The following is a 22,172-nucleotide window of genomic DNA, read 5'->3' as shown; positions in this document are numbered from 1 at the left end:
CTCTCCCTCTAGATCATGAATCCGTTGTCACCCGGCCGGAGCCCGGCCAGTAGCTAAAACCCCAAGCACCAAGACGATAATGGCACAGCCTGTCGCCCCGGGGGCCAGGCCTCTCGGTAATGGCGATGGGCGTGGCCAGCAGCCTGGGTCGGCCATCCAGCAGCAGCCGCCAGAGCGCCTCGCAGTCCCCCTCGGGGGGCTGGGGCCAGCCCAGGCGGTTGACCCCGATATCCTTGCCCCGCCAGCTCAGCTGCGCCGGGCGCCCCTGCTGCTGCCACTGCAAGCGCACCAGGGCCACCGCCTCGGCGAAGGCCTGGCGGGCCCGCGCCAGGGCCGCCTCCTCCAGGATTGGCTGCTGCCGGGACAGCCGCTGCAGCAGCACGGCGCCGAAGGTCAGCATCAGGGCCACGCTGATGATAAGAATATACAGCTTTTTCAAGCGGTAAGGGGGTTTCATCAGCGCCCTTTGTAGGCCCCCATCAGATCCCACATGGGCAGGAAGATGCCCAGGGCCAGGATCAGCACCATCACCGCCACCAGGGCGATCAGGATCGGCTCGATGCGGGCGGTCAGGGTTTCCAGGTCGTAGTCCACTTCCCGTTCGTAGAATTCACCGGCCTCGGCCAGCATCTCGTCCAGGCTGCCGGTCTCCTCGCCCACCGCCATCATCTGCAGCACCAGGGGCGTGAACAGCTGGCTGTGGTTGGCGGTGCGCAGCAGGCTCTCGCCGCTCTCTATGCCCTGGCGCATGCCGGTGATGCGGCCCTTCATGTGCAGGTTGTCCACGGCGTCAGCCACCAGGGTCAGGGCCTGGGGCAGCGGCACGCCGGCATCGAGCATCATCGACAGGCTGCGGCAGAACCGCGCCAGCAGGGCCCGCTCTATGATGGAGCCCATGGCCGGCAGGTGCAGCTTCCATCTGCTCCACCTGAGCTGGCCGTGCTCGCTCTGCTGCCAGCGCCACCAGCCCAGCCCCCCGGCCAGCACCAGCAGCACCAGCAGGTACCAGTACTGGGTGAAGGCGTTGGACATGCCGATCAGCAGCTGGGTCGGCCAGGGCAGCTCGGCGTTGAAGCGGGCGAAGACGCCGGCGAAGGTGGGGATCACGAAGATGTTGACCACCACCAGCGCCACCATTATGGCCGCCACCACGAAGCTGGGATAACGCACCGCCGTCCTGACCCGGCGCCGGGTTTCCTGCTCCTGGCTGAGGTGTTCCGCCAGCTGCAGGAAGGCCTGATCCAGGCGGCCGGTGTTCTCGCCCACGTGCACTATGCTCACCAGCAGCCTGGTGAAGATCCGCGGGTGCCGGCTCATGGCCGTGGACAGGTTGCGGCCGGCCTCCAGCTGCCCGGCCACGTCGAACAGGGCATCCCTGAGCAGCTGGTTGCGGGAGGTCTCGGCCAGGCCGGAGATGGCGCGCAATATGGGGATCCCGGCCTTGGTCAGGGAGTACATCTGGCGGCAGAAGATCAGCAGATCCTCGAGCCTGGCGCGCCTCTCCCAGCCCAGCTGCCAGCTCTGGCCCTTGGCGCGGACCTGGGTGGGCATGATGCGCCTGGCGTAGAGCTGTTCGGTGGCCGCCTCCAGGCTGGCCGCCTCCAGCTCGCCCTGGACCAGGCGGCCGTCCTGCTCCCGGCCCTGGTAGCGATAGCTGCCCATCAGCCGGCCTCATCCCGTTCGTCCTGGCGATCCACCAGGCGCAGCACCTCGCTCACCGAGGTGGTGCCGTCCAGGGTGTACTCCATGGCCGCCTTGGCCAGGGGCACATAGCCGGCAGCGGCCTGGGCGGCGGCGGCAAAGGCCTCGGGATCCTCCCGGCGCAGGGCCTCCACCATGGGAGCGTCCAGCTCCAGCAGCTCGAAGATACCGATCCGGCCCCGATAGCCGGTGTGGTTGCAGCTCTGGCAACCGCGGCCGCGATAAAAGCGCTGGCCGGCCAGGGGGCGGCCCCAGAGCCGCTCCAGCAGCACCAGATCCTGGGGATCGGCGCTCACCTCCTCCCGGCATTGTTGACAGAGGCGCCTGACCAGGCGCTGGGCCAGCACCGCCCGCAGGGCGCTGGCCACCATGTAGCCGGCGGCGCCCATGTCGATCAGGCGCAGGGCGCAGGTGACGGCGTCGTTGGTGTGCAGGGTCGACAACACCAGGTGACCGGTGATGGCGCCGCGCATGCCGATCTCCACCGTCTCCTCGTCGCGCATCTCGCCGACCATGAGGATGTCGGGGTCGTGGCGCAATGTGGTGCGCAGCACCTTGGAGAAGCCCAGGTCGATCTTGTGGTTGACCTGCACCTGGTTGATGCGCGGCAGCCGGTATTCCACCGGATCCTCAACCGTGATGATCTTCTTGCTGGCCCGGTTCAGCTCCGACAGGGCGCCGTAGAGGGTGGTGGTCTTGCCCGAGCCGGTGGGGCCCGTCACCAGGATCATGCCGTGGGGCCGCTTCAGGGCGCGGCGGAAACGGGGCAGCAACTGGGCCGGCATGCCGGTTTCCTCCAGGGTCAGCAGGCCGGCGGACTGATCCAGCAGACGCATGACCACCGCCTCGCCGTACTGCACCGGCATGGTGGCCATACGCACGTCTATGCTGTGGCCCTTGACCTGGATGTGGAAACGGCCGTCCTGGGGCAGGCGCTTCTCGGAGATGTCCATGCCCGCCATCAGCTTCAGGCGCAGCACCAGGGCCGAGGCCACCCGGGCCTCGTTGAGCACCGTCTCCTGGAGTTCACCGTCCACCCGCTGGCGCAGCCGCAGCAGGTTTTGTTCCGGTTCTATGTGGATATCCGAGGCCCGCATCTGCACCGCGTCCTCGAACAGGGACTGCAGCAGCCGCGCCACGGTGGCGGCGCCCTCCCCTTCCTCCAGGGCCAGGGCCCCGAAGTCGAAATCCTCGGTGGCCTCGTATTCCTCCTCCAGCTGGGAGGCATAGGAGGCGATCTCCTGGGTGCGGCGGTAGAGGATGTCGAAGGCGTTGAGCAGCTGCCGCTCCTCCACCACCGCCAGCCGCAGCGCCTTGGGCGCCAGGGCCCGCTCCAGGGCGTCCAGGGCGTTGAGATCGGCCGGATCGCTCATGCCCACCAGGGCGCTGTGGCCGTCCGCCTCCAGCACCAGGGCCCGGTGCCGCCTGGCCAGCACCTCGGACAGCAGGGCCGCCGCCTCCGGGGCGATGCGCCGCTCGGCAATGTCCAGGTAGGGAATGTTGAGCTGTTGGGACAGGAAGCGCTGCAGTTGCCTTTCCTCCAGGTGCCCCAGATCAACCAGGGTACGGCCCAGCTTGCGGCCCATCTCCTGCTGGGCCTTTAGGGCCTCCTGGAGCTGGGCTTCGCTGATGATGCCTTCGGAGACCAGCAGATCCCCCAGGCGCATGCGTAATTGGGGTTTTACCATTCAGTCTTCTCCCAGGGCGGCCAGCCTGTCACTGGCGTAGCGCCGGCCCTGTTGTGACAGCCCCTGGGCCGCCAGGGCCTGGCGGTAGGCCAGCACGGCCTGTTGGCTGTCGCCCCGACCTTCCTCGCTCAGGGCCAGGGCCAGCCACAAGCGGCCCTGGTCGGGGTTCTGGCGCAGCAGGGCCAGGTAAGTGTCGCGGGCATCCTGCCAGTGTCCCAGCTCACGGGCCAGGCCGGCCTTGAGCAGGAAGTAGTCCGGCAGGGCTTTCAGTTCCGGCAGGAGCTGGCCCAGCAATTGGTAGGCCGGTTCGGCCCGGCCCGCCGCCACCATCAGCCTGGCCAGGGCCAGGCGCAGTGCATGGGCTTGGGGATCCAGGGCCAGGCCGGCCTCCAGCAGGTCCGCCGCCTCGTCCGTGCGATTCTGTTCGCCCAGCAGCCGGGCCAGGGCCAGGCGGGCGTCCTGGTGAGCGGCCTGCAGGGCCAGGGCCAAGCGCCAGGCCTGCTCGGCCTCGCCGCTCCGGCCCTCCTGGCGTTTCAGCAGCCCCAGCCGGTATTGCTGCTGGGCTTCCTGCTCCCTGGTGAGGGTGCGGCTGGCCAGGGTCAATGTGGTCTTGCTCTTGGGCTTTTCCGCCGCCACGGCGGGCTCGTCGGCTCGGTCCGGTGTGGGACTGGCCGCCGGGGCCGGCGCCTGCGTCACCACTTCGATCCGCTCCGGCTCGGGTTCCTTTCCGCCATCGGCCGCCGGCTCGGGCTCAGGTGGTTGTGCGGTCGGCTGGACTGATACGGTCGCGGCCGGCGCCACCTTGGTGACCATCGCCGTTTCCGGAGCCTCTGCCTGGGGCTGGAGGGCCGGAGCCTGGCTGGCGTGGCTCCAGAGGTAAAGCGCCAGGGCCACCGGCAGCAGCACCAGCAGCCAGGGCCAGCGCCTGGCCGGTGCGGCCGGCAGCGGCTGGGCAACTTGGGCCGGGGCGGCGCCGCGCCGTTCCAGATCCTTCATCATCTGGTTGAGTACGCTCATCCCCTTACCCCCGGCAGTGCCAGCCAGCCCTGGCGGGCATGTTCGGTATCCCTGACGGCCCCCCGCACCTGCCGCCAGCCGACCCGGCCCAGCCCCTGGCCGTAGGCCAGCAGCATGGCCTTGTGGGCCAGGATGTTGATCAGCCGTGGGATGCCCCGGCTGGCTCGGGCCAGCGCCCCCAGGGCCCGGGGGCTGAACAGCGGCGCCTCGCGGCCGGCCCGGGCCAGGCGGAAGGCCACATAGTGGCCGACCTCGGCCCGGCTCAGGGGCCGCAGCCGGTAGCCGAAGGTGATGCGCTGCCGCAGCTGACGCAGGTCGTGGCTGGCCAGCCGGCCATCCAGCTCCGGCTGGCCGAACAGCACCACCTGCAGTAGCTTGCGGCTCTCTGTCTCCAGGTTGGTGAGCAGGCGCAGCGCCTCCAGGCTTTCCCTGGGCAGGGCCTGGGCCTCGTCCAGGATCACCACCACCTTGTAGCCGTTGGCAGCCAGGCCCAGCAGCTGCCGCTGCAGCAACTGGGCCAGCTGCTGCTGGTCGATGTTGGCGGAGCACTTCAGGCCCAGCTCGGTGGCCAGGGCCCAGCGCAGCGCCAGGGGATCCAGCTGGGGATCCGGCAGCCAGGCCAGCTTGTAGTCGTCGCCCAGGGTGTTGAGCAGTTGCCGGCACAGCAACGTCTTGCCGGTGCCCACCTCGCCGGTGACCTTGATGAAGCCCTCCCCTTCGCCCAGCGCCAGGCGCAGCACTTCCATGGCCTCCCGGTGCGGCGGCAGCTCACAGAAGAAGTGGGTGCCCGGGGTCAGGCCGAAGGGCTTCTGGTCCAGGGCGAAGTGGGCCTCGTACATCAGCGCTCCCCGGCGTCCGGGTACCAGCGGTTGAGCAGATCCTTGGAGCGCTGCAGCTCCTGCTGCCAGCCCTGGCCGCCGACCACGGTCGGCTTGAGCAGGATCACCAGCTCGGTCTTCTGCTGCAGATCCCGGCGGCTGGTGAACAGCTCGCCCAGCAGGGGGATGTCACCCAGCAGCGGCGTCTTGGAGCTCTGCTGGCGGGAATGGGTCTTCATCAGGCCGCCGATCACCACCACGTCGCCGCTGCGGGCCCTGACCACGGTGTCGGACTCGCGAATGGCGCTCTGGGCCAGGGGCAGCTCGAAGCTGCTGTCGTCCAGGGACACCACCTTGGTCTGCTCCTGGACGTCGATCACCGAGGGATGCACGTGCAGGGTGACGCTGCCATCCCTACTGACCTGGGGAGTCACATCCAGGGCGATGCCGGAGAAGAAGGGAGTCAGCTCGATGTCCGGGCTGGTGGTGGTGGCGTTGCCGGTGACGGTGGTGGTGGAGATGTCGGTGACAAAAAACTCGTCGGTGCCCACCTTGATCACCGCCTTCTGGTTGTTGGTGGCGGTGATGCGGGGGCTGGACAGCACCTGGACGTCGCCCTGGGTGTCCAGCAGGGTGATCACCGAGCGGAAGTCGGCATTGTCGAAGGTCAGGGAGCTGACCCCGCCCAGGGCCGAGCTCAGGCTGTTGCCGATGAGGCCGGCGCTGGTGGTGAGGCTGAGGCTGGTGCTGGTACGGCCGTCGAAGATGGCCTTCTGCCAGTCGATGCCCTGCTGGTAGTCGTCGTCCAGCACCACCTCGACGATCTTGGCTTCCAGGATCACCTGGCGCTGCAGCTGCTGCACCGTCTGGCTGAGGAAGTCCTCCACCGCCCTAAGTTCGGCCGGGTTGGCCCGCACCGTCACCAGGCCGGCCTGGGGATTGACGATCACCGCCTTGCCGTCGCCCGGCCCCACCAGGGACCAGAGCAGGCCTTCCAGCCCCTCCCAGAAGTCGTTCTCGCTGCGGGACTCGATGCGGGTGCCGGAATTGATGTCGTTGTTGAGCTGCTGGTTCAGCTGCGACGTGCCGGCCACGTCGGAGAAGTTGAGGCTGTTGTTGCCGCTGCTGCCGCCGCCGTTGTTGTTGCTCAACCGGCCGGAGGAGATGGAGGTCAGCGACAGGCCCTGGCGCTTCATGACCAGGTAATCCACCGGGAAGGTTTCGGTGCGCATGCCGGCCGGGAACACCCGGATCATATTGCCGCCGGTGCGGATATCGAAGCCGTACAGCTCCTCCAGCACTTCCAGCACCTCCGGCAGGCTGACGTTGCGCAGGTTCAGGGTCACCTTGCCGCTGACCTGGGGATGCAGCACCAGGGAATAGGGGCTGTCCGCCACCAGACCGCCAAGCAGGTCGCCGATGTCGCTGTCCCTGGCGCTGACATCGAAGCGGGCCAGGGCCGGCTCGTCCTGGGGCGGCGCCATGGGCGCCAGCAGCTCCCGGGCCAGGGCCGGCGGCAGCGGCTGGGGCTTGGCCGGTTGCTTGGCCTCGGCCAGGGATTCGCTGAGGCTGGCCTGGATCTCGCCCACCTCCTGGCGGGTACGAGCCTGCTGGGGGCTCTGACAGCCCAGCAGCAGGGCCGGCAGCAAGGCAAGCAGGCCATGGTACAGCTTGTTGTTACTCATCTTGACCACAGCGGCTTCCCTCGCAGGTTGTTGGTTTCTTGCTCTTGGTATCGAACAGCGTCAGTTGCCAGCGGCTGTGGCCGTTGGCCAGGGTGACGCTGTTGCTGGCGATGGCCAGCACCCGTACCCGGCCCAGGCGGTCGCCCACCTTGAGCGCCTGGCCGTTGATCACGGCCCGGTCGCCGATGATGGCGCTCAGCTTCAGCTGCGCCGCCTTGGCGCTACCGGCTGGGGCCTGGCCGCTGGGCCGGGTCGGATCCGGCAGCTGTTCGGCCAGGGCCAGGGCGCTAAACGCCCAGATAATGGCGGCTGGTGCCCAGGGTATAGACATGGATCTCGGTCTCTCCGTCTTGGCCCTGCTCGAAGGTCAGGGACTGCCAGAACAGCTGCCAGGGCAGCTGCTCCGAGCGCTGCAGGAAGGTCAGCAGCGGCAGGTAGCCCCCCTTGAGGGTCAGGGTCAGGGGATGGCGGTACAGGTTCAGGTCGCTGCCGCCGTCGTCGGGCAGGCTCAGCAGGGGCTCGGGCGGCAGGGACTTCAGGGACTGCAGCTGCAGTCCCGGGGTCTTGGCCAGCAGCGACTCCAGCATGGGCGCCATGGCCTGCACCGGCACCAGGGCCCTGGTGCGCTGCTGCAGCTGTTGCTGCTGGTCGTTTCGGCTCTGCTTCAGCTCGGCAATGGCCAGGCGCAGCTCGGCCACGGGATCCCGGGCCAGCCGGCTTTCCAGCATGGTCCGGGTGCGGGCCAGCTCCTCGACGCGGCTTAGCTGGCGCGCCAGGGCCTGGCGCTCCTTGGCCAGGCCGGCCAGCTTGGGCTCCAGCCAGCTCAGGCCCAGCACGCCGCCCAGCAGGATCAGCCCGGCCAGCATCACCAGGCCTCGCTCCCTCAGGGACAGGGCGCCCAGCCAGTCAGTGAATTTCTGCATTTCCACCTCCCGCATCCAGCCGGAAATGCACCTGGTCACCCTGGCGTTCCAGGGTCAGGGCGCCAAAACGCCTGGGCGCCAGCACCGGCTGGGATTCGAAGCCCTGCACCCAGGCCGGGATGGCGTCGGGCTGGTAGGCGGCGCCGCGCAGGGCCAGCTGCCGGCCCTCCAGGTGGAGGCCGGTCAGCCAGACCCCGGGCCTGTGGGCCCTGGCCAGGGCCTCCAGCACCGGGCTGAAGCGGGTTCCGTCGCCCAGCTGCAGCTTGTCCAGCTCGCCCAGCAGCAGCCGGCCCCGGGCCACGTCGGCCTCCAGGCGCGTCTTCTGATCGGCCAGGGCCGGGGGAATGCGCTGCTTGTCCAGCTCACGGTTGATGCGGGCGATCTGGTCGTTGATGTCGGCCTCGCGGGCGGCCAGCGCCGCCTTGCGCTGCTCCAGCTGCTGCTGTTGCCACTGGGCCCAGCCCAGGCCGGCCACCAGCAGCAGCGCCGCCAGCAGCCAACTGCCCAGCACGGTTCGCGCCGACAGCCGCTGTGGTGGCGGCAGCAGATCCGCCGTCATCAGGTTGATATCGTGCTTCATGATGCCCCCCTGGCGGCGGCCTGGGCCATCCATTGGGCGAGATCGCCCTGGCTGGGGGCGAAGGGGGCCACCGGGATGGCGAAGTTGCGACCGATGCGCCGGCTCAGGCCCTGGTCGTCTTCGCGCAGGGCCAGCTGGATGCTCTGGCAGGGCGGCTGGCGCAGCTGGCTCTCCACGTAATCCAGGGAGCGCTGGATATCCAGGCTGAGGCGCTCGGCCACATAGTCCAGCTCCTCATCCTCCAGCTCGGCCAGGTCGCCGTAACCCTGCAGCCAGCGGGAGAACAGCAGCCTGCCCTGGCCATAGACCGCCAGCAGCACTTCCTGCTCGGGGTTGCGCAGCAGCAGCAGCTGGGGCCGGTCGCCGGCCGGCAGCAGCCGGGCTATGGTGAGCTCTTCGCAGCCGATGGACTGGATCTGCCGCTGGCCCTGGCTCAGGGCGCTGGCCAGGGCACCAAGCAGGCTGCGGGAGGCGCAGACCACATTGACCCTGCTGCTGCCCATGGGCTGCACCGGCGGCTCATAGTGGTCCATCTGGATATCCTGGGCGGGCAGGGGCAGGCTGTCCTTGACCTGCCAGAACAGGGCGTCGCGCAGCGCCTGGCCTTCGGCCTGGGGTTTGTCGAGACTGAGGTGGTGAAGCTGGCTGTGGGGCAGCACCAGGTGCAGGCTTGCCTTCTCCGGCAGCTTGGCCAGCAGGCGCTTGCAGGCCCTGGGCCAGTCCTCGACGCCCTCGCACGGCAGCGCCAGCCCCCGGCTGCCATCGGCATTGGCGGTCTGGATCTGCTTTGCATAGAATGCCACGCCTATGGTGGCCTGGTTGTCCTTGCGCGAAAAGAGGCCCATCTATGACCCTGTCGTTATCATTATTTTGCACCCCGCAACTTTGCCTAGAATAGCATGCTCTTGTACTGGTGATTCAATGCCTTACGGCCAACTAATGCTGCCCTCGCCGCTCCAGAGGCTACTGCACCCGGAACTGGCCCGGCGCGGCGTGACCCTGAGGGTCAAGCGCGACGACCTGATCCACCCGCTGGTGTCCGGCAACAAGTGGCGCAAGCTCAAGTACAGCCTGGCCCGGGCCAGGGAGGATGGCCGGGCCGGCATCCTCAGCTTCGGCGGCGCCTTTTCCAACCACCTGCACGCCCTGGCCGCCGCCTGCGAAGGCGCCGGCCTAGCCTGCCACGGCGTGGTCCGCGGCGAGCCCGCCTACGCCGACAACCCCACCCTGAGCGCCTGCCGGGCCAGGGGCATGGGCCTGAGTTTCGTCGGCCGGGAGCAGTACCGGCAGCGCCGGGAGCCGGACTGGCTGGCCCAGTGGCAGGCACGCTTTCCCGACCACTTGCTGGTACCCGAGGGGGGCTCCAATGCCCTGGCGCTGCGCGGGGTGGCGGAGCTGCTGGACGAGCTGCCCGAGTGGCGGGAGATCTGGCTGCCGGTGGGCTCGGGCGGCACCCTGGCCGGGCTGGTACAGGGCGCCGGGGGCCACGGTCGGCTGCTGGGGGTGCCCGTGGTCAGGGACGATCTGCAGGCCAGGGTGAGCGCCCTGTTGGAGCTGGATCCCGGCAACTGGTCGCTGCTGTGGGGTCACGAAGGCCCCGGCTATGGCCGTTTCGACGCTGGGCTCAGGGCGCAGATCCTCTGGCTGGAACGGGAGCTGGCCATTCCCCTGGAGCCCATCTACAGCGGCAAGCTGTTTGCCGCCTTCTGGCAGCGGCTGCTGGCCGGCGAGCTGGACGGCAAGGACATCATCCTGGTCCACACCGGCGGCCTGCAGGGCCTGGCCGGCCTGCGCAGCAGGGGGCTCTGGCCCTAGGATTCCAGCAGCGCCTGGGGACCCCGCCCGAACAGGGGCCCGTCGCCGCCGTCCACGCCGAGCCGGCTCAGCATGTTGCGCTCCTCGTCGGTGCCGATGCCCTGGGCCAGCACCAGCCCGTCCACCGCCAGCACCGCCCGCACCAGGCCCTGCACCACCAGCTGGTTGCCGGCGTGGCGCTCGATATGGCGCACCAGGCTGCCGTGCAGCTTGATGGAGGACACCGGTATGGCGGCCACATAGTCGGTGTCGGTGACCACCTGGCCGACCCGCTCCACCTGGATCCCCAGGCCCAGGCTGCGCAGCTCCCTGAGCAGGCCTATCAGGCCGTCACCAAACTGGACCACCTCGAACTCGGTGACCGCCAGGGTCAGGCTGGGCAGCATGTCGCGATGCTCGGCCAGGGCCTCCTTGAGCCAGGCAAAGAAGTCGCGGTTCATCAGGGCGTCGACGCAGATCCTGTGGGTCAGCCGCCAGCCCTTGCAGCGGATCCTGGCCAGGGCGTCCAGCAGCCGCGCCATGGACTGCCGCTCCAGGGCCAGATCCTGGCCCACCTTGACGGCCATGGGCATGAAGATGGACTCGTCTATCTCGAAGCCGTCCTTGTCGCGGATCTGGGAGCGCACCCGCCAGTGGTGCAGATCGCCGTCCAGCTGGTACACCGGCAGCCGCAGGATCTGCAGCTGCCTGCGGGCCACTACCTGCTCCAGCAGGGCCCGCCAGCGCACGCTGCCCTGCTCGGCGATGGGCGCCCCCTCGGCCTCGTAGGCCATGACGCCGTTGGCGCCCTGGACCTGGGCGGCGCGCAGGGCCATTTCCGCCTGCTCCAGCAGGGCCAGGGCGTCGTCGCCGGTGCGGTACAGCACCCAGCCCAGGTGGCACCAGTCCTCCCTGGACATGGCCGCCTCCCGGGGCAGGCGCTCAATGAGCTTCAGCAGCTTGAGGGTGAATTGCTGCCCTTCCCTTGGCCCCATCTGCGGCAGCAGCAGTGCGAAGTCGTCCTCGTCCAGGCGCGCCATCAGGCTGTCAGGCCATTGCTGCAGCTGGGCATCCAGCTGGCCGATGAACAGCTGCAACCAGTTCAGACGCTGGCGCTCATCCAGCCTTTCCAGGCCACGCAGTTCCAGGATCACCAGGCAGCCGAAACCATTGCCCTCCACCTCCTGCAGCCAGGCGGCCAGGCGCTGCTCGAAGAAGGACCTGTTGCCGATACCGGTCTCGGCATCCAGCAGGGTGGACTGGCGGATAAAGTGGTCGAAACGGGATTGCTGCTGTTCCAGGAAGCTGACCCTGTCCCTGAGGGTGTCCAGGGCCTGGGCCACCTCCGGCAGCTGCTGAGTTTCGTCCTGGGCCAGCACCTGGGCGGCGCGGCGACGCAGCCCCTGCAGCTGCTGCGCCAGGACCAGCTCCCGGCGCTCGCGGTAGAAATACAGCCAGCCCAGCCAGGCCAGGGTCGACAGCATCACCACCAGGGCCGGGAGCGCCGCCAGGGGCGTCGGCTCGGGCTGCCACAGGCACAGCAACAGCCAGCCCAGACCGACCAGGTGCAGCACCAGGGCCGCCAGGACCCCCTTGCCGTTTGCCATCCACTGCATTCCTTGCTCCTAGAAAAGACAAAAGGCAGCCAATGGCTGCCTTTTCAGTGGGTCAGAACGGGATATCGTCGTCGAAATCCATGGGCGGTTCCATGGGATCGCCGTAGCCGCCCTGGGGCTTGTTCTGCTGGGGGGCCGGCTGAGGCTTGGGCTGGAAGCCGCCCTGCTGCTGCCCGCCCTGCTGGCCACCGTAGCCACCCTGGCCGCCCTGCTGGCCGCCGTAGCCGCCCTGGCCACCCTGCTGGCCGCCGAAGCCGCCCTGCTGCTGGGCCGGCTTGGGCTGGAAGCCACCCTGGCCGCCGCCCTGGCCACCGCTACGGGAGTCCAGCATCTGCATCTCGTTGGCAACGATCTCTGTGGTGTAGCGATCCTGACCGTCCTGGCCCTGCCACTTGCGGGTCTGCAGGCGACCTTCGATATAGACCTTGGAGCCCTTGCGCAGGTACTCGCCGGCGATCTCGGCCAGGCGACGGTACATGACGATGCGGTGCCATTCGGTCTGCTCTTTCTGCTCACCTGTCTGCTTGTCCTTCCAGCTTTCGCTGGTGGCGACGGTGAAATTGGCAACGGCATTGCCGTTGGGCATGTAGCGGACTTCCGGGTCCTGGCCCAGGTTGCCCACTATGATGACTTTGTTGACTCCACGACTGGCCATTTCTGCTCCTGTCAGGCGTTTGCCAGGACGGCTTTCGCCTTCGCTAACTCAAATTCTTGCGTATTCACTTTCAAATAGATGGCGGCTTCCGCGGTCACCACATTGACCTCCAGAACCCCCGGCACGGCTGCCAATCCCCGGATCAGCGCCGCCTCGTCGGTGAACGCCTGCTCGACGCTCAGGGAGACGGACTTCAGGTTGCTGGGGTGGCGCATGCCACGGCTGGCCAGCAGCCAGATCAGCACCAGGCCGGCGGCCAGGATAAAGACGCCGTCGATATCCGCATACTCTGCCATGGTCCCCGCCAGGGTGCCACCGAAAAAGGCGCCCAGAAACTGTGCCGACGAGTAGATGCCCATGGCGCTGCCCTTGTCGCCGGCCGGGGCGATACGGGCGATCAGCGCCGGCAGGGTCGCCTCCAGGTAATTGAAGGCCATGAAGAACAGCCCCAGGGCCAGTACCAGGCCCCACAGCTGGGCCTGCAGCCACCAGGCCGCGGCCAGGGCCGCCAGCATGATCACCAGGGCCAGCTGCACCATCTGCCGCGACCAGTGCTTCTTCTCGGCCAGGATGATCATGGGGATCATGGCGAAGAAGGCCGCCACCACCACCGGGAAGTACAGCATCCAGTGGTCCCGTGACACCAGCCCGGCCTGAACCAGCAGCCCGGGCACCACCACGAACAGCGCCGTGAGCATGAAGTGCAGCAGGAAGATGCCAAGATCCAGGCGCAGCAGCTGGCCGTTACCGAGCAGGGCACCGAGCCGGTTCAGGGCCGGCAGGGTATCGCCCCTGGGGGCATGATGGCTGACCGAGGGCACGGCCCAGGCGATCACCGCCATGCCGGCCAGGGCCAGGACGGCGGTCAGCCAGAACAGGCCGCTCAGCCCCACCAGATCCGCCACCACCGGGCCGGTCACCATGGCCAGGGCAAAGGACAGGCCGATGCAGACGCCGATGATGCCCATCACCTTGGGCCGCTGTTCGTCGCGGCTGAGATCCGCCGCCAGGGCCAGGATCGCCGAGGCCACGGCGCCGGCCCCCTGCAGCACCCGCCCGGCCACCACGCCGTAGACGCTGTCCGCCAGCGCCGCCACCACAGAGCCGACGGCAAAGAGCGCCAGGCCGGCCAGGATCACCCTGCGGCGCCCGAAGCGATCCGAGAGCATGCCCATGGGGATCTGCAGCAGCGCCTGGGTCAGGCCGTAGGCCCCTATGGCCAGGCCCACCCAGAGCGGCGAATAGCCGACCAGCTCCCTGCCATAGAGGGCGAACACCGGCATGATCATGAACAGTCCCAGCATCCGCAGCGAAAACACGGAAGCCAGGGTCAGTGCGGCTCGTTTTTCAGTCTTGGTCAGGCCTGTAGTGCGCATTGCAGGAAGCGGTCTTGGTCGGGGGCGCCATGATAGCACAGCCATTGGGTACGGCCATTGGCTGTGCGATACTGGGTCGTTTATTCCTCGGCAAGGCGCATCATGGACAAGATCTCGGTTCGCGGGGCCCGTACCCATAACCTGAAGAACATCAGCCTGGAGATCCCCAGGGACAAGCTCATCGTCATCACCGGCCTGTCCGGCTCCGGCAAGTCATCCCTGGCCTTCGACACCCTCTACGCCGAGGGCCAGCGCCGCTACGTGGAATCCCTGTCCGCCTATGCGCGCCAGTTCCTGTCGCTGATGGAAAAGCCGGACGTGGACCATATCGAGGGCCTGTCCCCGGCCATCTCCATCGAGCAGAAGTCCACCTCCCACAACCCCAGATCGACGGTCGGCACCATCACCGAGATCTACGACTACCTGCGCCTGCTGTTCGCCCGGGTCGGCGAGCCCCGCTGCCCCACCCATGACGTGACCCTGGCCGCCCAGACCGTCAGCCAGATGGTGGACAAGGTGCTGGAGCAGCCCGAGGGCAGCCGGCTGATGCTGCTGGCGCCCGTGGTGCGCGAGCGCAAGGGCGAACACGCCAAGCTGCTGGAGAACCTGGCCGGCCAGGGCTACATCCGCGCCATGATCGACGGCGAGGTCTGCGATCTGTCCGATCCGCCGACCCTGGAGCTGCACAAGAAGCACAACATCGACGTGGTGGTAGACCGCTTCAAGGTTCGCGAGGATCTGGCCCAGCGCCTGGCGGAGAGCTTCGAGACCGCCCTGGAGCTGTCCGGCGGCACCGCCCGGGTGGTGGCCATGGACGGCGACGAGTTGGAGCTGATCTTCAGCGCCAACTTCGCCTGCCCCCACTGCGGCTATTCCATGAGCGAGCTGGAGCCGCGCCTGTTCTCCTTCAACAACCCGGCCGGCGCCTGCAGCAGCTGTGACGGCCTGGGGGTGCAGCAGTATTTCGACCCGGAAAAGGTGATCATCAACGACGAGCTGAGCCTGTCCGGTGGCGCCATCCGCGGTTGGGACAAGCGCAACTTCTACTACTTCCAGATGCTCAAGTCGTTGGCCGAGCAGTTCGAGTTCAGCCTGGACGCCCCCTTCGAATCCCTGGCCGCCAAGCACCAGGACCTGATCCTGTACGGTTCCGGCAAGCAGGAAGTGGCCTTCAAGTACGTCAACGACCGTGGCGACGTGGTCACCCGCAAGCATGCCTTCGAGGGGGTGATCCCCAACATGGAGCGCCGCTACCGGGAGACCGAATCCAGCGCCGTGCGCGAGGAGCTGGCCAAGTACCTGGCCAACCAGTCCTGCCCCAGCTGCCACGGCAGCCGCCTGCGCGAGGAAGCCCGCCACGTGTTCGTGGGCGAAAGCACCCTGCCCCAGATCACCGAGCTGTCCATCGGCGAGGCCGGCCAGTTCTTCGAAGGCCTTGAGCTCAGCGGCCAGAAGGCCCGGATCGCCGAGAAGGTGCTCAAGGAGATCGGCGACCGCCTGCAGTTCCTGGTCAACGTCGGCCTGGACTACCTGAGCCTGTCCCGCAGCGCCGACACCCTGTCCGGCGGCGAGGCCCAGCGCATCCGCCTGGCCTCCCAGATCGGCGCCGGCCTGGTGGGGGTCATGTACGTGCTGGACGAGCCCAGCATCGGCCTGCACCAGCGCGACAACGAACGGCTGCTGGCCACCCTCAACCACCTGCGCGACCTCGGCAATACGGTGCTGGTGGTGGAGCACGACGAGGACGCCATCCGCGCCGCCGACCACGTCATCGACATCGGCCCCGGCGCCGGCGTCCACGGCGGCCAGGTGGTGGCCCAGGGCACCCCGGATCAGGTGAAGGCCAATCCCGAGTCCCTGACCGGCCAGTACCTGAGCGGCAAGAAGGCCATAGCGGTGCCCGCCGAGCGCACCCCGGTCGGCGACCAGTTCATCGAACTCAGGGGCGCCAGGGGCAACAACCTCAAGAACGTCAACCTGCAGATCCCGGTGGGCCTGCTGACCTGCGTCACCGGCGTATCCGGCTCCGGCAAGTCGACGTTAATCAACGACACCCTCTACCGCCTGGCCCACCATCAGCTCAACGGCGCCAGCACCGGCGAGCCGGCATCCCACGACGAGATCCTCGGCCTGGATCACTGCGACAAGGTGGTGGACATCGACCAGAGCCCCATCGGCCGCACCCCGCGCTCCAACCCGGCCACCTACACCGGCATCTTCACCCCCATCCGGGAGCTGTTCGCCGGCACCCAGGAGGCCCGGGCCAGGGGCTACAAGGTGGGTCGCTTCAGCTTCAACGTCCGTGGCGGCCGCTGCGAGGCCTGCCAGGGCGACGGCGTGATCAAGGTGGAGATGCACTTCCTGCCCGACGTCTACGTGCCCTGCGACCAGTGCAAGGGCCAGCGCTACAACAGGGAGACCCTGGAGGTCACCTACAAGGGCAAGAACATCCACGAGGTGCTGGAAATGACGGTAGAGGAGGCCCGCGACTTCTTCGACGCCGTGCCGGCCATCCGCCGCAAGCTGCAGACCCTGATGGACGTGGGCCTGTCATACATCCGCCTGGGCCAGGCCGCCACCACCCTGTCCGGGGGCGAGGCCCAGCGGGTCAAGCTGGCCAGGGAGCTGTCCAAGCGCGACACCGGCAAGACCCTGTACATACTGGACGAGCCCACCACGGGCCTGCACTTCGCCGACATCCAGCTGCTGCTGGACGTGCTGCACCGGCTGCGCGACCACGGCAACACCATAGTGGTCATCGAACACAACCTGGACGTGATCAAGACCGCCGACTGGATAGTGGATCTGGGGCCGGAAGGGGGCAGCGGCGGCGGCCAGATCCTCACCGCCGGCACCCCGGAGCAGGTGGCGCAGCACCCCGGCTCCCACACCGCCCGCTTCCTGGGGCCCATGCTGAAGTAAAAAAAGGCGCCGCAAGGCGCCTTTTCACTTTCGCGAGTGGGAATTTAGAAGCGGTAGCTGCCCTGGACGCCCCAGCCGAAGCCGCTGACGCCTTCGGTCTTCTCCACGCCGACCTTGATGTTGGCGTTGGGATTGAACCAGTAGCTGGTGTTGGCGAAATAGCTGGTGTCCAGGCGGCCGTTGGCCAGGAAGGCCTCGGCCTCGTTGTCGGCATCCACCAGGGCCAGGCCGCCGCCAACGGACCACTGCTTGTTGAGGTAGTAGTCGCCGGAGGCGTCGATGACGAAGACGTCATCGCCGAAGTCCATGTCGGTGTTGCTGATGTCGCCCTTGAGCATCAGGCCGGTCTGGCCGGCCAGCGGCAGGTAATGCTCGATGCGGGCACCCAGGGTGTCGGCATCGAAATGGTCCTGGTCCAGGCGCTGGTAGTAACCCAGCAGCAGGGTGTTGTCGTCCAGGTATTTACCCCCTTCCAGGCGGTACCGATCGATATCCTTGCCGAAGTCCGGGTCCAGATTGTGGTACTGGCCGCCCAGCACCCAGCCGCCGGCATTGATGAAGCGACCGCCGATGCCATAGCTGTCGACGAAGTCGCTGAAGGCGGCGTCGGCCTCGACATAGGACTGCTGGCTCAGGAAGCCGTTGAGGTCATAGGGGCCGTTGTCGGTGTTGACCGGGTTCAGGTAATGCTTGAAGCCCAGGCTCCAGGTTTCCACGTCGTCGAACTTGGAATGATCGCTGAAACCGGCGGACACCTCGTTCTGCACGGTGGCAGCATTGGCACCCAGGCTGAAAATGCCCAGGGCCAGGGGGAGCATGACTTTTTTCATCGCAGCACTCCTTGTAGCGCTATAAAGTACGCCTACACCCTACTCCCGCTTTTTTCATCCCGACAACGGTAACCGGCATGCTGATTTAGGTTGGCTTCAGCATTAAAAAGGCTCGACTTTCCACCTTTACAAAAGGCAAACATTTAAGGGGGCCTTGGCCCGCTGTTTTTAAGGGCCCAGGGCGGCCAGGGCGGCCGCAAGAAACTACTTTGTAACAAAAGATTTGACAGCCCCTGCTAATTGCGGGATTACTGAAATGGACAATGAAAAGCAGGAGGCTTTATGGCAAGACATGTCTTTTCCATCCTGATCGCCATCGCCGTGACCCTGGGACTGGTCTATTTTATGACCACGCTGGTAGGCGAACCCACGGCCCCGGCCAAGCCCCCTGAAGTGGAAAAAGCCCAGGCGATACCACTGCCCCAACCGGAAAAGCCCAAGCCGGAACCCCAGGAGCCCAAGCCGCAGCCCACCCCGGCCAGCACCATGCCCGCCATGAGCCTGGAGGTACCGGAAGCCACCGGCGGCCCGGTGGTGACGGCCGGCACCCAGGTGAGCCTGGAGCCGGTGGCGCTGACCCTGGAAAGGCCGGAGCTGGGCCCCATGAGCCTCGGCCAGGGTGAGCAGGACGCCAGCCCGCTGGTGCGTATCGATCCCCAGTATCCGCCGGAAGCGGCCCGGGACGGTGTGGAAGGCTGGGTCAAGCTCGGCTACAGCGTCACCGAGGCCGGCACCGTGGCCGACATCCAGGTGCTGGACGCCGAGCCCAGGCGCACCTTCGACAGGGCCGCGGTGCGGGCCCTGAAGAAATGGCGCTTCCAGCCCAAGCTGGTGGACGGCAAGCCGGTGAGCCAGCCCGGCCAGCAGGTGGTGCTGGACTTCAAGCTGGAAAAAGCAGAGTAACAGGCCATGAAAAAAGGCGCTCCGGGGCGCCTTTTTCGTTCCATCCTCTGGCCGTTTAGAAGCGGTAGCTGCCGGTCAGGTTCCAGCCGAAGCCGTCCTGATCTTCGCTGTCGGTCACGGACAGACTGAGATTGGCCTGGCTGTTGAACCAGTAGGAACTGTTCAGGCCCCAGGCAAAGTCTTTACTGCCATCATTCCAGGAAACACCGGCGCCAACCGAGAAATGGCGGGCGAAATAATAATCCCCACCAAGACTGTAACTCCAAATATCGTCATCGATGAAGTCACTGTCGCTATTGGTGATCCCGGCATTAATCAATAGTCCCTCGGAGCCGGCAACGGGAAGCAGATGGGTCAGGCCCAATGCATAATGCTTGCTGGTGTCGGAGTCGTTGAAGTCAAAGCTAACCAGAGTGCCTTCGGCGATGTATTTGCCCAGACCCAGGCTGTAGAAGTCGTCACTGGAGCCGTGATCCGGATCAATAACGGCGTAGCCACCGGAAAAGACCCAGTCGCTGTCGGTGACGAAACGCCCGCCGATGGAATACCCCTCGCCGAAGTCCGAGGTGGTGAAGCCGCCGTTTAGCCAGGAGGCGTGGGACAGGAAGGGGATCAGCTCATAGGGGTCTTTATCGTTGGACTGGGCGTCCAGGTAATAACGGTAACCCAGATCCCAGATACCGTCGGAAGAGATCTCGGTGTGGTCGCGGTAACCCAACGAGACTTCCTGCTGGAAACTGTCTGCTGCGGTAGTAGAGAAGGCGGCCAGCACGGCCAATGACAATATGGCTTTTTTCATAGTGAATTCCTTTTCTAAACAGTGTCGCTGCGCAGTTTATGTCCCGAATTTCGCCTTGCGCAACAAAAATGCTACATGGCTACATTCATGTTCAGATTTCATTTGGTTACCGACAACCGGATCCAGTCTCATGCATTCAAAAAGGCGCCGGGGGCGCCTCTTTCTTTCGCTTTTCTAGCCGCTTAGAAACGGTAGCTGCCCAGGACGCCCCAGCCGATACCAAGGAAGCCCAAGCCGTAGCTGGCCTCGAAGACCCAGTCGCTGGCAGTGACGAAGCGGCCGCCCAGGTTATAGGCTCGCCGCCGTCGGCGAAGAAGAAATTACCTTCCATCCAGGAGGGGGAGCAGTGTTTATCGCTGGACTGGCTATCCAGGTAATAGCGCAGTCTAGGCCCCAGATGTCGATATCGAATTCGCTGTAGCCGTGCTGGAAGCTCTCGCAGCGGGGAAGATGCGGCCAGCACGGCCATTCAACAATCATTCAACCATATGAATGGAAAGCTGTTCTTTTAGCTCAGCCGTTAATGGCTTCGACTTCTTCAGTCCATGGTCGAAATGCACCATGGCCGTTTCACCCACCACGCAGCATTTTCCGTCCTGCCAGGCCTCCTGGCGGATCTTGAAGGAGCTGTTGCCGATATGGCTGATGCCGGTGCGGATCGCCACTTCCCGGCCGTATTGCAGTTCGGCCTGGAACTGGATGTTGTAGCCGGCAACGATCAGGTGCCAGTCCTTAACGTCAAGATCCGGCGTGAAGAGCCGGAACAGCGGCTCCCTGGCCTGTTCGAACCAGATGGCCGGTACCGTGTTGTTGATATGGCCCAGGGCATCGGTCTCCTGGAAACGGGGCATGAGTCTGAGGGTCCACATGGTCTTTTGCCTTGTTACTGCCTAATTCGAAAGCAAAAGCCTACTGTTCGCACACAAAAAAACCAATAGCCCCTTTACCCTGGCCCCGGCACTCGCCTAGTCTCTGCCATTGGCACTTTAGGGTAACGACTCCCATGCAGGATCTTGCGTTTGCGCTCTCTCTTATCGCCGTCATCTCGCTGGCCTCGCAATGGCTGGCCTGGCGCCTGAAGCTACCGGCCATCCTGCTGCTGCTGTGCGCCGGCATTGGACTGGGTCCCGTGACCGGCATCATCAACCCGGACGAACTGCTGGGCTCGGTGCTGTTCCCCCTGGTATCCCTGGCGGTGGCGGTGATCCTGTTCGAGGGCGCCCTGACCCTGAGGTTCAACGAGATCCGCGGCCTGGTCAAGGTGGTGCGCAACCTGGTGACCATAGGCCTGCTGGCCACCTTCGTGGTGCTGGCCACGGCCGCCTACCTGCTGCTGGACATCTCCCTGGAAGTGGCGCTGCTGTTCGGTGCCGTCATGGTGGTAACGGGCCCGACCGTGGTCACCCCCCTGCTCAGGACCATCAGGCCCAGGGCCGAGCTGGACAGGGTGCTGCGCTGGGAGGGCATCATCATCGACCCCCTGGGCGCCATCTTCGCGGTACTGATGTTCGAGTTCGTGCTGCTGCAGGCCACCGAAGAGGCCTTCGTCCATACCCTGCTCACCCTGGGCAAGACGTTGCTGCTGGGCACCGTGCTGGGCCTGGGGGCCGGCGTGGCCATGGCCACCACACTGCGCAAGGAATGGCTGCCCCTGTACCTGCGCAAGTTCGGCGGCCTGGCCTTCATGCTGATGGCCTACGCCTTCTCGGAGCAGATCCAGCACGAATCCGGCCTGCTGACCGTGACCGTCATGGGCATCTACCTGGGCAACAAGAAGGATCTGGATATCGACGATATCCTGGAGTTCAAGGAGGATCTGTCGGTCATACTGCTGTCGGCCCTGTTCATCCTGCTGGCCGCCCGCCTCAACTTCGCCGAGCTGGCCGCCATCGGCTGGCCGCTGATCGTGCTGCTGCTGGTGGTGCAGTTCATCGCCCGGCCCCTCTGTGTCTGGCTGTCCACCCTGGGCACCCCCCTGGGCTTTCGTGACAAGCTGTTCCTGTCCTGGATCGCCCCCAGGGGCATAGTGGCCGCGGCGGTCAGCGCCCTGTTCGCCCTGCGCCTGCAGGAGGCCCAGGTGACCGACGCCGATCTGCTGGTGCCCCTGGCCTTCTCGGTGATCATCATGACGGTGGTGCTGCAGAGCCTGACCGCCGGCCCCATGGCCAGGGCCCTGGGTGTGGTCCGCGACGCCCCCCGCGGCGTGCTCATCATCGGCGCCAACACCTTGGCCAGGACCATAGCCCAGGCCCTGAAGAAGGTGGAGGTGCCGGTGTTGCTGGCCGATCCGGTCTGGGAAAACTACCGCCTGGCCCGCATGGAGGGGCTGGACGTCTACTACGGCAACCCCCAGTCAGAGCATGCCGAAGCCCTGCTGGACTTTTCCGCCATCCGCCAGGTCTATGCCCTGTCACCGAACCGGCACCAGAATGCCAACGCCATCGCCCACTTCGCCTACCTGTTCGGCTCAGGCAAGGTGTTCTCCATCCGCTCCAGCCAGGGCAAGGGCTTTGCCAACCAGGAAAGCGCCAGCTTCCGGGCCCGGCAGATCCTGTTCCCGGAGGACTGCACCTTCACCAAGCTCAACAGCCTGCTTAACCAGGGCTGGCAGGTGCGCGCCACCAAGCTGAAGGAGGCCTTCAGCTGGGAGGATTACCTTCAGAAGCAGGGTGAGGTGATCCCGCTGTTCATCATCGACAAGAAGGGCTACCTGAACCCCATCACCAGCAAGGAGCGCATTGCCGAACCGGAGGAGACCATCATCGCCCTGATCCCGGCCTCGGAAAAGGACGTGACGGCCGCCTGACGGCAACCCAAACTCCAACCATAAAGGCGCCATCAGGCGCCTTTATTCTATCTAACCAG

At 66.2% G+C, this 22,172-nt stretch carries 20 protein-coding genes; 4 read left to right on the top strand and 16 right to left on the bottom strand.

The features are described 5' to 3' along the window. Positions 1–13: 13 nt before the first annotated feature. From WDB71_RS01360 to WDB71_RS01315, 10 genes are read right to left on the bottom strand one after another with little or no spacing between them, the layout of a single operon-like run. Positions 14–457: a hypothetical protein gene (locus tag WDB71_RS01360; protein WP_341502861.1), complete on the bottom strand. Its 444-nt coding sequence runs from the start codon at positions 455–457 to the stop codon at positions 14–16. Beyond that, positions 457–1,662, bottom strand: a complete 1,206-nt coding sequence (locus WDB71_RS01355) for a type II secretion system F family protein (protein ID WP_341502860.1) — start codon at positions 1,660–1,662, stop codon at positions 457–459. The genes WDB71_RS01360 and WDB71_RS01355 overlap by 1 nt, the downstream gene beginning before the upstream one ends. After that, the gene (locus WDB71_RS01350) at positions 1,662–3,389 is read right to left on the bottom strand and encodes an ATPase, T2SS/T4P/T4SS family (protein ID WP_341502859.1); all 1,728 of its coding nucleotides are present in this window, start codon (positions 3,387–3,389) and stop codon (positions 1,662–1,664) included. Before WDB71_RS01350 ends, WDB71_RS01355 begins: the two co-directional genes overlap by 1 nt. Further along, positions 3,390–4,406 carry a tetratricopeptide repeat protein gene (locus tag WDB71_RS01345; RefSeq protein WP_341502858.1) on the bottom strand — a complete coding sequence of 339 codons (1,017 nt, stop codon included), beginning with the start codon at positions 4,404–4,406 and terminating at the stop codon, positions 3,390–3,392. It lies immediately after the preceding gene. Next, a complete protein-coding gene (locus WDB71_RS01340; RefSeq protein WP_341502857.1) occupies positions 4,403–5,245 on the bottom strand; it encodes an AAA family ATPase in 843 nt (280 codons plus the stop codon). Before WDB71_RS01340 ends, WDB71_RS01345 begins: the two co-directional genes overlap by 4 nt. Continuing rightward, the gene (gene mshL, locus WDB71_RS01335; protein ID WP_341502856.1) at positions 5,245–6,909 is read right to left on the bottom strand and encodes a pilus (MSHA type) biogenesis protein MshL; all 1,665 of its coding nucleotides are present in this window, start codon (positions 6,907–6,909) and stop codon (positions 5,245–5,247) included. The genes WDB71_RS01340 and mshL overlap by 1 nt, the downstream gene beginning before the upstream one ends. Continuing rightward, positions 6,902–7,240, bottom strand: coding sequence for a hypothetical protein (locus WDB71_RS01330; protein WP_341502855.1), 339 nt, complete (start codon positions 7,238–7,240; stop codon positions 6,902–6,904). Before WDB71_RS01330 ends, mshL begins: the two co-directional genes overlap by 8 nt. Further along, positions 7,197–7,832 (bottom strand): hypothetical protein, encoded by a 636-nt coding sequence (locus WDB71_RS01325; RefSeq protein WP_341502854.1) that lies wholly within the window; start codon positions 7,830–7,832, stop codon positions 7,197–7,199. The genes WDB71_RS01330 and WDB71_RS01325 overlap by 44 nt, the downstream gene beginning before the upstream one ends. Continuing rightward, entirely contained in the window at positions 7,816–8,412 is a 597-nt protein-coding gene (locus WDB71_RS01320; protein WP_341502853.1) for a PilN domain-containing protein, read from the bottom strand. The genes WDB71_RS01325 and WDB71_RS01320 overlap by 17 nt, the downstream gene beginning before the upstream one ends. Further along, on the bottom strand, positions 8,409–9,257 hold the full coding sequence (locus WDB71_RS01315; RefSeq protein ID WP_341502852.1) for a hypothetical protein: 849 nt from the start codon (positions 9,255–9,257) through the stop codon (positions 8,409–8,411). Before WDB71_RS01315 ends, WDB71_RS01320 begins: the two co-directional genes overlap by 4 nt. Positions 9,258–9,333: 76 nt before the next feature. Between WDB71_RS01315 and WDB71_RS01310 the strand changes: the two genes are divergently transcribed. Then, positions 9,334–10,227 carry a pyridoxal-phosphate dependent enzyme gene (locus tag WDB71_RS01310; protein WP_341502851.1) on the top strand — a complete coding sequence of 298 codons (894 nt, stop codon included), beginning with the start codon at positions 9,334–9,336 and terminating at the stop codon, positions 10,225–10,227. Here the strand turns inward: WDB71_RS01310 and WDB71_RS01305 are convergent. The 3 genes from WDB71_RS01305 to WDB71_RS01295 all read right to left on the bottom strand — a co-directional run bounded on the left by WDB71_RS01305 (position 10,224) and on the right by WDB71_RS01295 (position 13,853). After that, positions 10,224–11,822 carry an EAL domain-containing protein gene (locus WDB71_RS01305; protein WP_341502850.1) on the bottom strand — a complete coding sequence of 533 codons (1,599 nt, stop codon included), beginning with the start codon at positions 11,820–11,822 and terminating at the stop codon, positions 10,224–10,226. The genes WDB71_RS01310 and WDB71_RS01305 overlap by 4 nt on opposite strands. Before the next feature lie 52 nt (positions 11,823–11,874). Continuing rightward, positions 11,875–12,408: a single-stranded DNA-binding protein gene (gene ssb / locus WDB71_RS01300; RefSeq protein WP_341504164.1), complete on the bottom strand. Its 534-nt coding sequence runs from the start codon at positions 12,406–12,408 to the stop codon at positions 11,875–11,877. Positions 12,409–12,488: 80 nt separating this feature from the next. After that, on the bottom strand, positions 12,489–13,853 hold the full coding sequence (locus WDB71_RS01295) for an MFS transporter (protein WP_341502849.1): 1,365 nt from the start codon (positions 13,851–13,853) through the stop codon (positions 12,489–12,491). Positions 13,854–13,955: 102 nt separating this feature from the next. Here WDB71_RS01295 and uvrA point away from each other — a divergent pair, with 102 nt between their 5' ends. Further along, the gene (gene uvrA, locus WDB71_RS01290; RefSeq protein ID WP_341502848.1) at positions 13,956–16,775 is read left to right on the top strand and encodes an excinuclease ABC subunit UvrA; all 2,820 of its coding nucleotides are present in this window, start codon (positions 13,956–13,958) and stop codon (positions 16,773–16,775) included. A gap of 44 nt (positions 16,776–16,819) precedes the next feature. Here the strand turns inward: uvrA and WDB71_RS01285 are convergent, their stop codons facing one another. Then, positions 16,820–17,605, bottom strand: a complete 786-nt coding sequence (locus WDB71_RS01285) for a putative porin (RefSeq protein WP_341502847.1) — start codon at positions 17,603–17,605, stop codon at positions 16,820–16,822. A 282-nt stretch (positions 17,606–17,887) separates the two neighbouring features. Between WDB71_RS01285 and WDB71_RS01280 the strand changes: the two genes are divergently transcribed. Further along, positions 17,888–18,508 (top strand): TonB family protein, encoded by a 621-nt coding sequence (locus WDB71_RS01280; protein WP_341502846.1) that lies wholly within the window; start codon positions 17,888–17,890, stop codon positions 18,506–18,508. A 55-nt stretch (positions 18,509–18,563) separates the two neighbouring features. On the opposite strand, the gene WDB71_RS01275 is transcribed toward WDB71_RS01280, so the two are convergent. After that, positions 18,564–19,307 (bottom strand): putative porin, encoded by a 744-nt coding sequence (locus WDB71_RS01275; RefSeq protein WP_341502845.1) that lies wholly within the window; start codon positions 19,305–19,307, stop codon positions 18,564–18,566. 476 nt (positions 19,308–19,783) lie between these two features. After that, the gene (locus WDB71_RS01270) at positions 19,784–20,176 is read right to left on the bottom strand and encodes a thioesterase family protein (protein WP_341502844.1); all 393 of its coding nucleotides are present in this window, start codon (positions 20,174–20,176) and stop codon (positions 19,784–19,786) included. A gap of 134 nt (positions 20,177–20,310) precedes the next feature. Here WDB71_RS01270 and WDB71_RS01265 point away from each other — a divergent pair, with 134 nt between their 5' ends. Beyond that, positions 20,311–22,113 carry a sodium:proton antiporter gene (locus WDB71_RS01265; RefSeq protein ID WP_341502843.1) on the top strand — a complete coding sequence of 601 codons (1,803 nt, stop codon included), beginning with the start codon at positions 20,311–20,313 and terminating at the stop codon, positions 22,111–22,113. Positions 22,114–22,172: the final 59 nt, after the last annotated feature.

This window comes from Gallaecimonas sp. GXIMD4217 (assembly GCF_038087665.1).
GTDB lineage: Bacteria > Pseudomonadota > Gammaproteobacteria > Enterobacterales > Gallaecimonadaceae > Gallaecimonas.
This window is presented reverse-complemented; position numbering and strand designations above follow the sequence as displayed.

What these genes read in the sequence shown, in the direction of transcription:
- WDB71_RS01360 (WP_341502861.1), bottom strand. Translation starts at nt 457, where the DNA reads ATGAAACCCCCTTACCGCTTGAAAAAGCTGTATATTCTTATCATCAGC.
- WDB71_RS01355 (WP_341502860.1), bottom strand. Translation starts at nt 1,662, where the DNA reads ATGGGCAGCTATCGCTACCAGGGCCGGGAGCAGGACGGCCGCCTGGTC.
- WDB71_RS01350 (WP_341502859.1), bottom strand. Translation starts at nt 3,389, where the DNA reads ATGGTAAAACCCCAATTACGCATGCGCCTGGGGGATCTGCTGGTCTCC.
- WDB71_RS01345 (WP_341502858.1), bottom strand. Translation starts at nt 4,406, where the DNA reads ATGAGCGTACTCAACCAGATGATGAAGGATCTGGAACGGCGCGGCGCC.
- WDB71_RS01340 (WP_341502857.1), bottom strand. Translation starts at nt 5,245, where the DNA reads ATGTACGAGGCCCACTTCGCCCTGGACCAGAAGCCCTTCGGCCTGACC.
- mshL (WP_341502856.1), bottom strand. Translation starts at nt 6,909, where the DNA reads ATGAGTAACAACAAGCTGTACCATGGCCTGCTTGCCTTGCTGCCGGCC.
- WDB71_RS01330 (WP_341502855.1), bottom strand. Translation starts at nt 7,240, where the DNA reads ATGTCTATACCCTGGGCACCAGCCGCCATTATCTGGGCGTTTAGCGCC.
- WDB71_RS01325 (WP_341502854.1), bottom strand. Translation starts at nt 7,832, where the DNA reads ATGCAGAAATTCACTGACTGGCTGGGCGCCCTGTCCCTGAGGGAGCGA.
- WDB71_RS01320 (WP_341502853.1), bottom strand. Translation starts at nt 8,412, where the DNA reads ATGAAGCACGATATCAACCTGATGACGGCGGATCTGCTGCCGCCACCA.
- WDB71_RS01315 (WP_341502852.1), bottom strand. Translation starts at nt 9,257, where the DNA reads ATGGGCCTCTTTTCGCGCAAGGACAACCAGGCCACCATAGGCGTGGCA.
- WDB71_RS01310 (WP_341502851.1), top strand. Translation starts at nt 9,334, where the DNA reads ATGCCTTACGGCCAACTAATGCTGCCCTCGCCGCTCCAGAGGCTACTG.
- WDB71_RS01305 (WP_341502850.1), bottom strand. Translation starts at nt 11,822, where the DNA reads ATGCAGTGGATGGCAAACGGCAAGGGGGTCCTGGCGGCCCTGGTGCTG.
- ssb (WP_341504164.1), bottom strand. Translation starts at nt 12,408, where the DNA reads ATGCCCAACGGCAATGCCGTTGCCAATTTCACCGTCGCCACCAGCGAA.
- WDB71_RS01295 (WP_341502849.1), bottom strand. Translation starts at nt 13,853, where the DNA reads ATGCGCACTACAGGCCTGACCAAGACTGAAAAACGAGCCGCACTGACC.
- uvrA (WP_341502848.1), top strand. Translation starts at nt 13,956, where the DNA reads ATGGACAAGATCTCGGTTCGCGGGGCCCGTACCCATAACCTGAAGAAC.
- WDB71_RS01285 (WP_341502847.1), bottom strand. Translation starts at nt 17,605, where the DNA reads ATGAAAAAAGTCATGCTCCCCCTGGCCCTGGGCATTTTCAGCCTGGGT.
- WDB71_RS01280 (WP_341502846.1), top strand. Translation starts at nt 17,888, where the DNA reads ATGGCAAGACATGTCTTTTCCATCCTGATCGCCATCGCCGTGACCCTG.
- WDB71_RS01275 (WP_341502845.1), bottom strand. Translation starts at nt 19,307, where the DNA reads ATGAAAAAAGCCATATTGTCATTGGCCGTGCTGGCCGCCTTCTCTACT.
- WDB71_RS01270 (WP_341502844.1), bottom strand. Translation starts at nt 20,176, where the DNA reads ATGTGGACCCTCAGACTCATGCCCCGTTTCCAGGAGACCGATGCCCTG.
- WDB71_RS01265 (WP_341502843.1), top strand. Translation starts at nt 20,311, where the DNA reads ATGCAGGATCTTGCGTTTGCGCTCTCTCTTATCGCCGTCATCTCGCTG.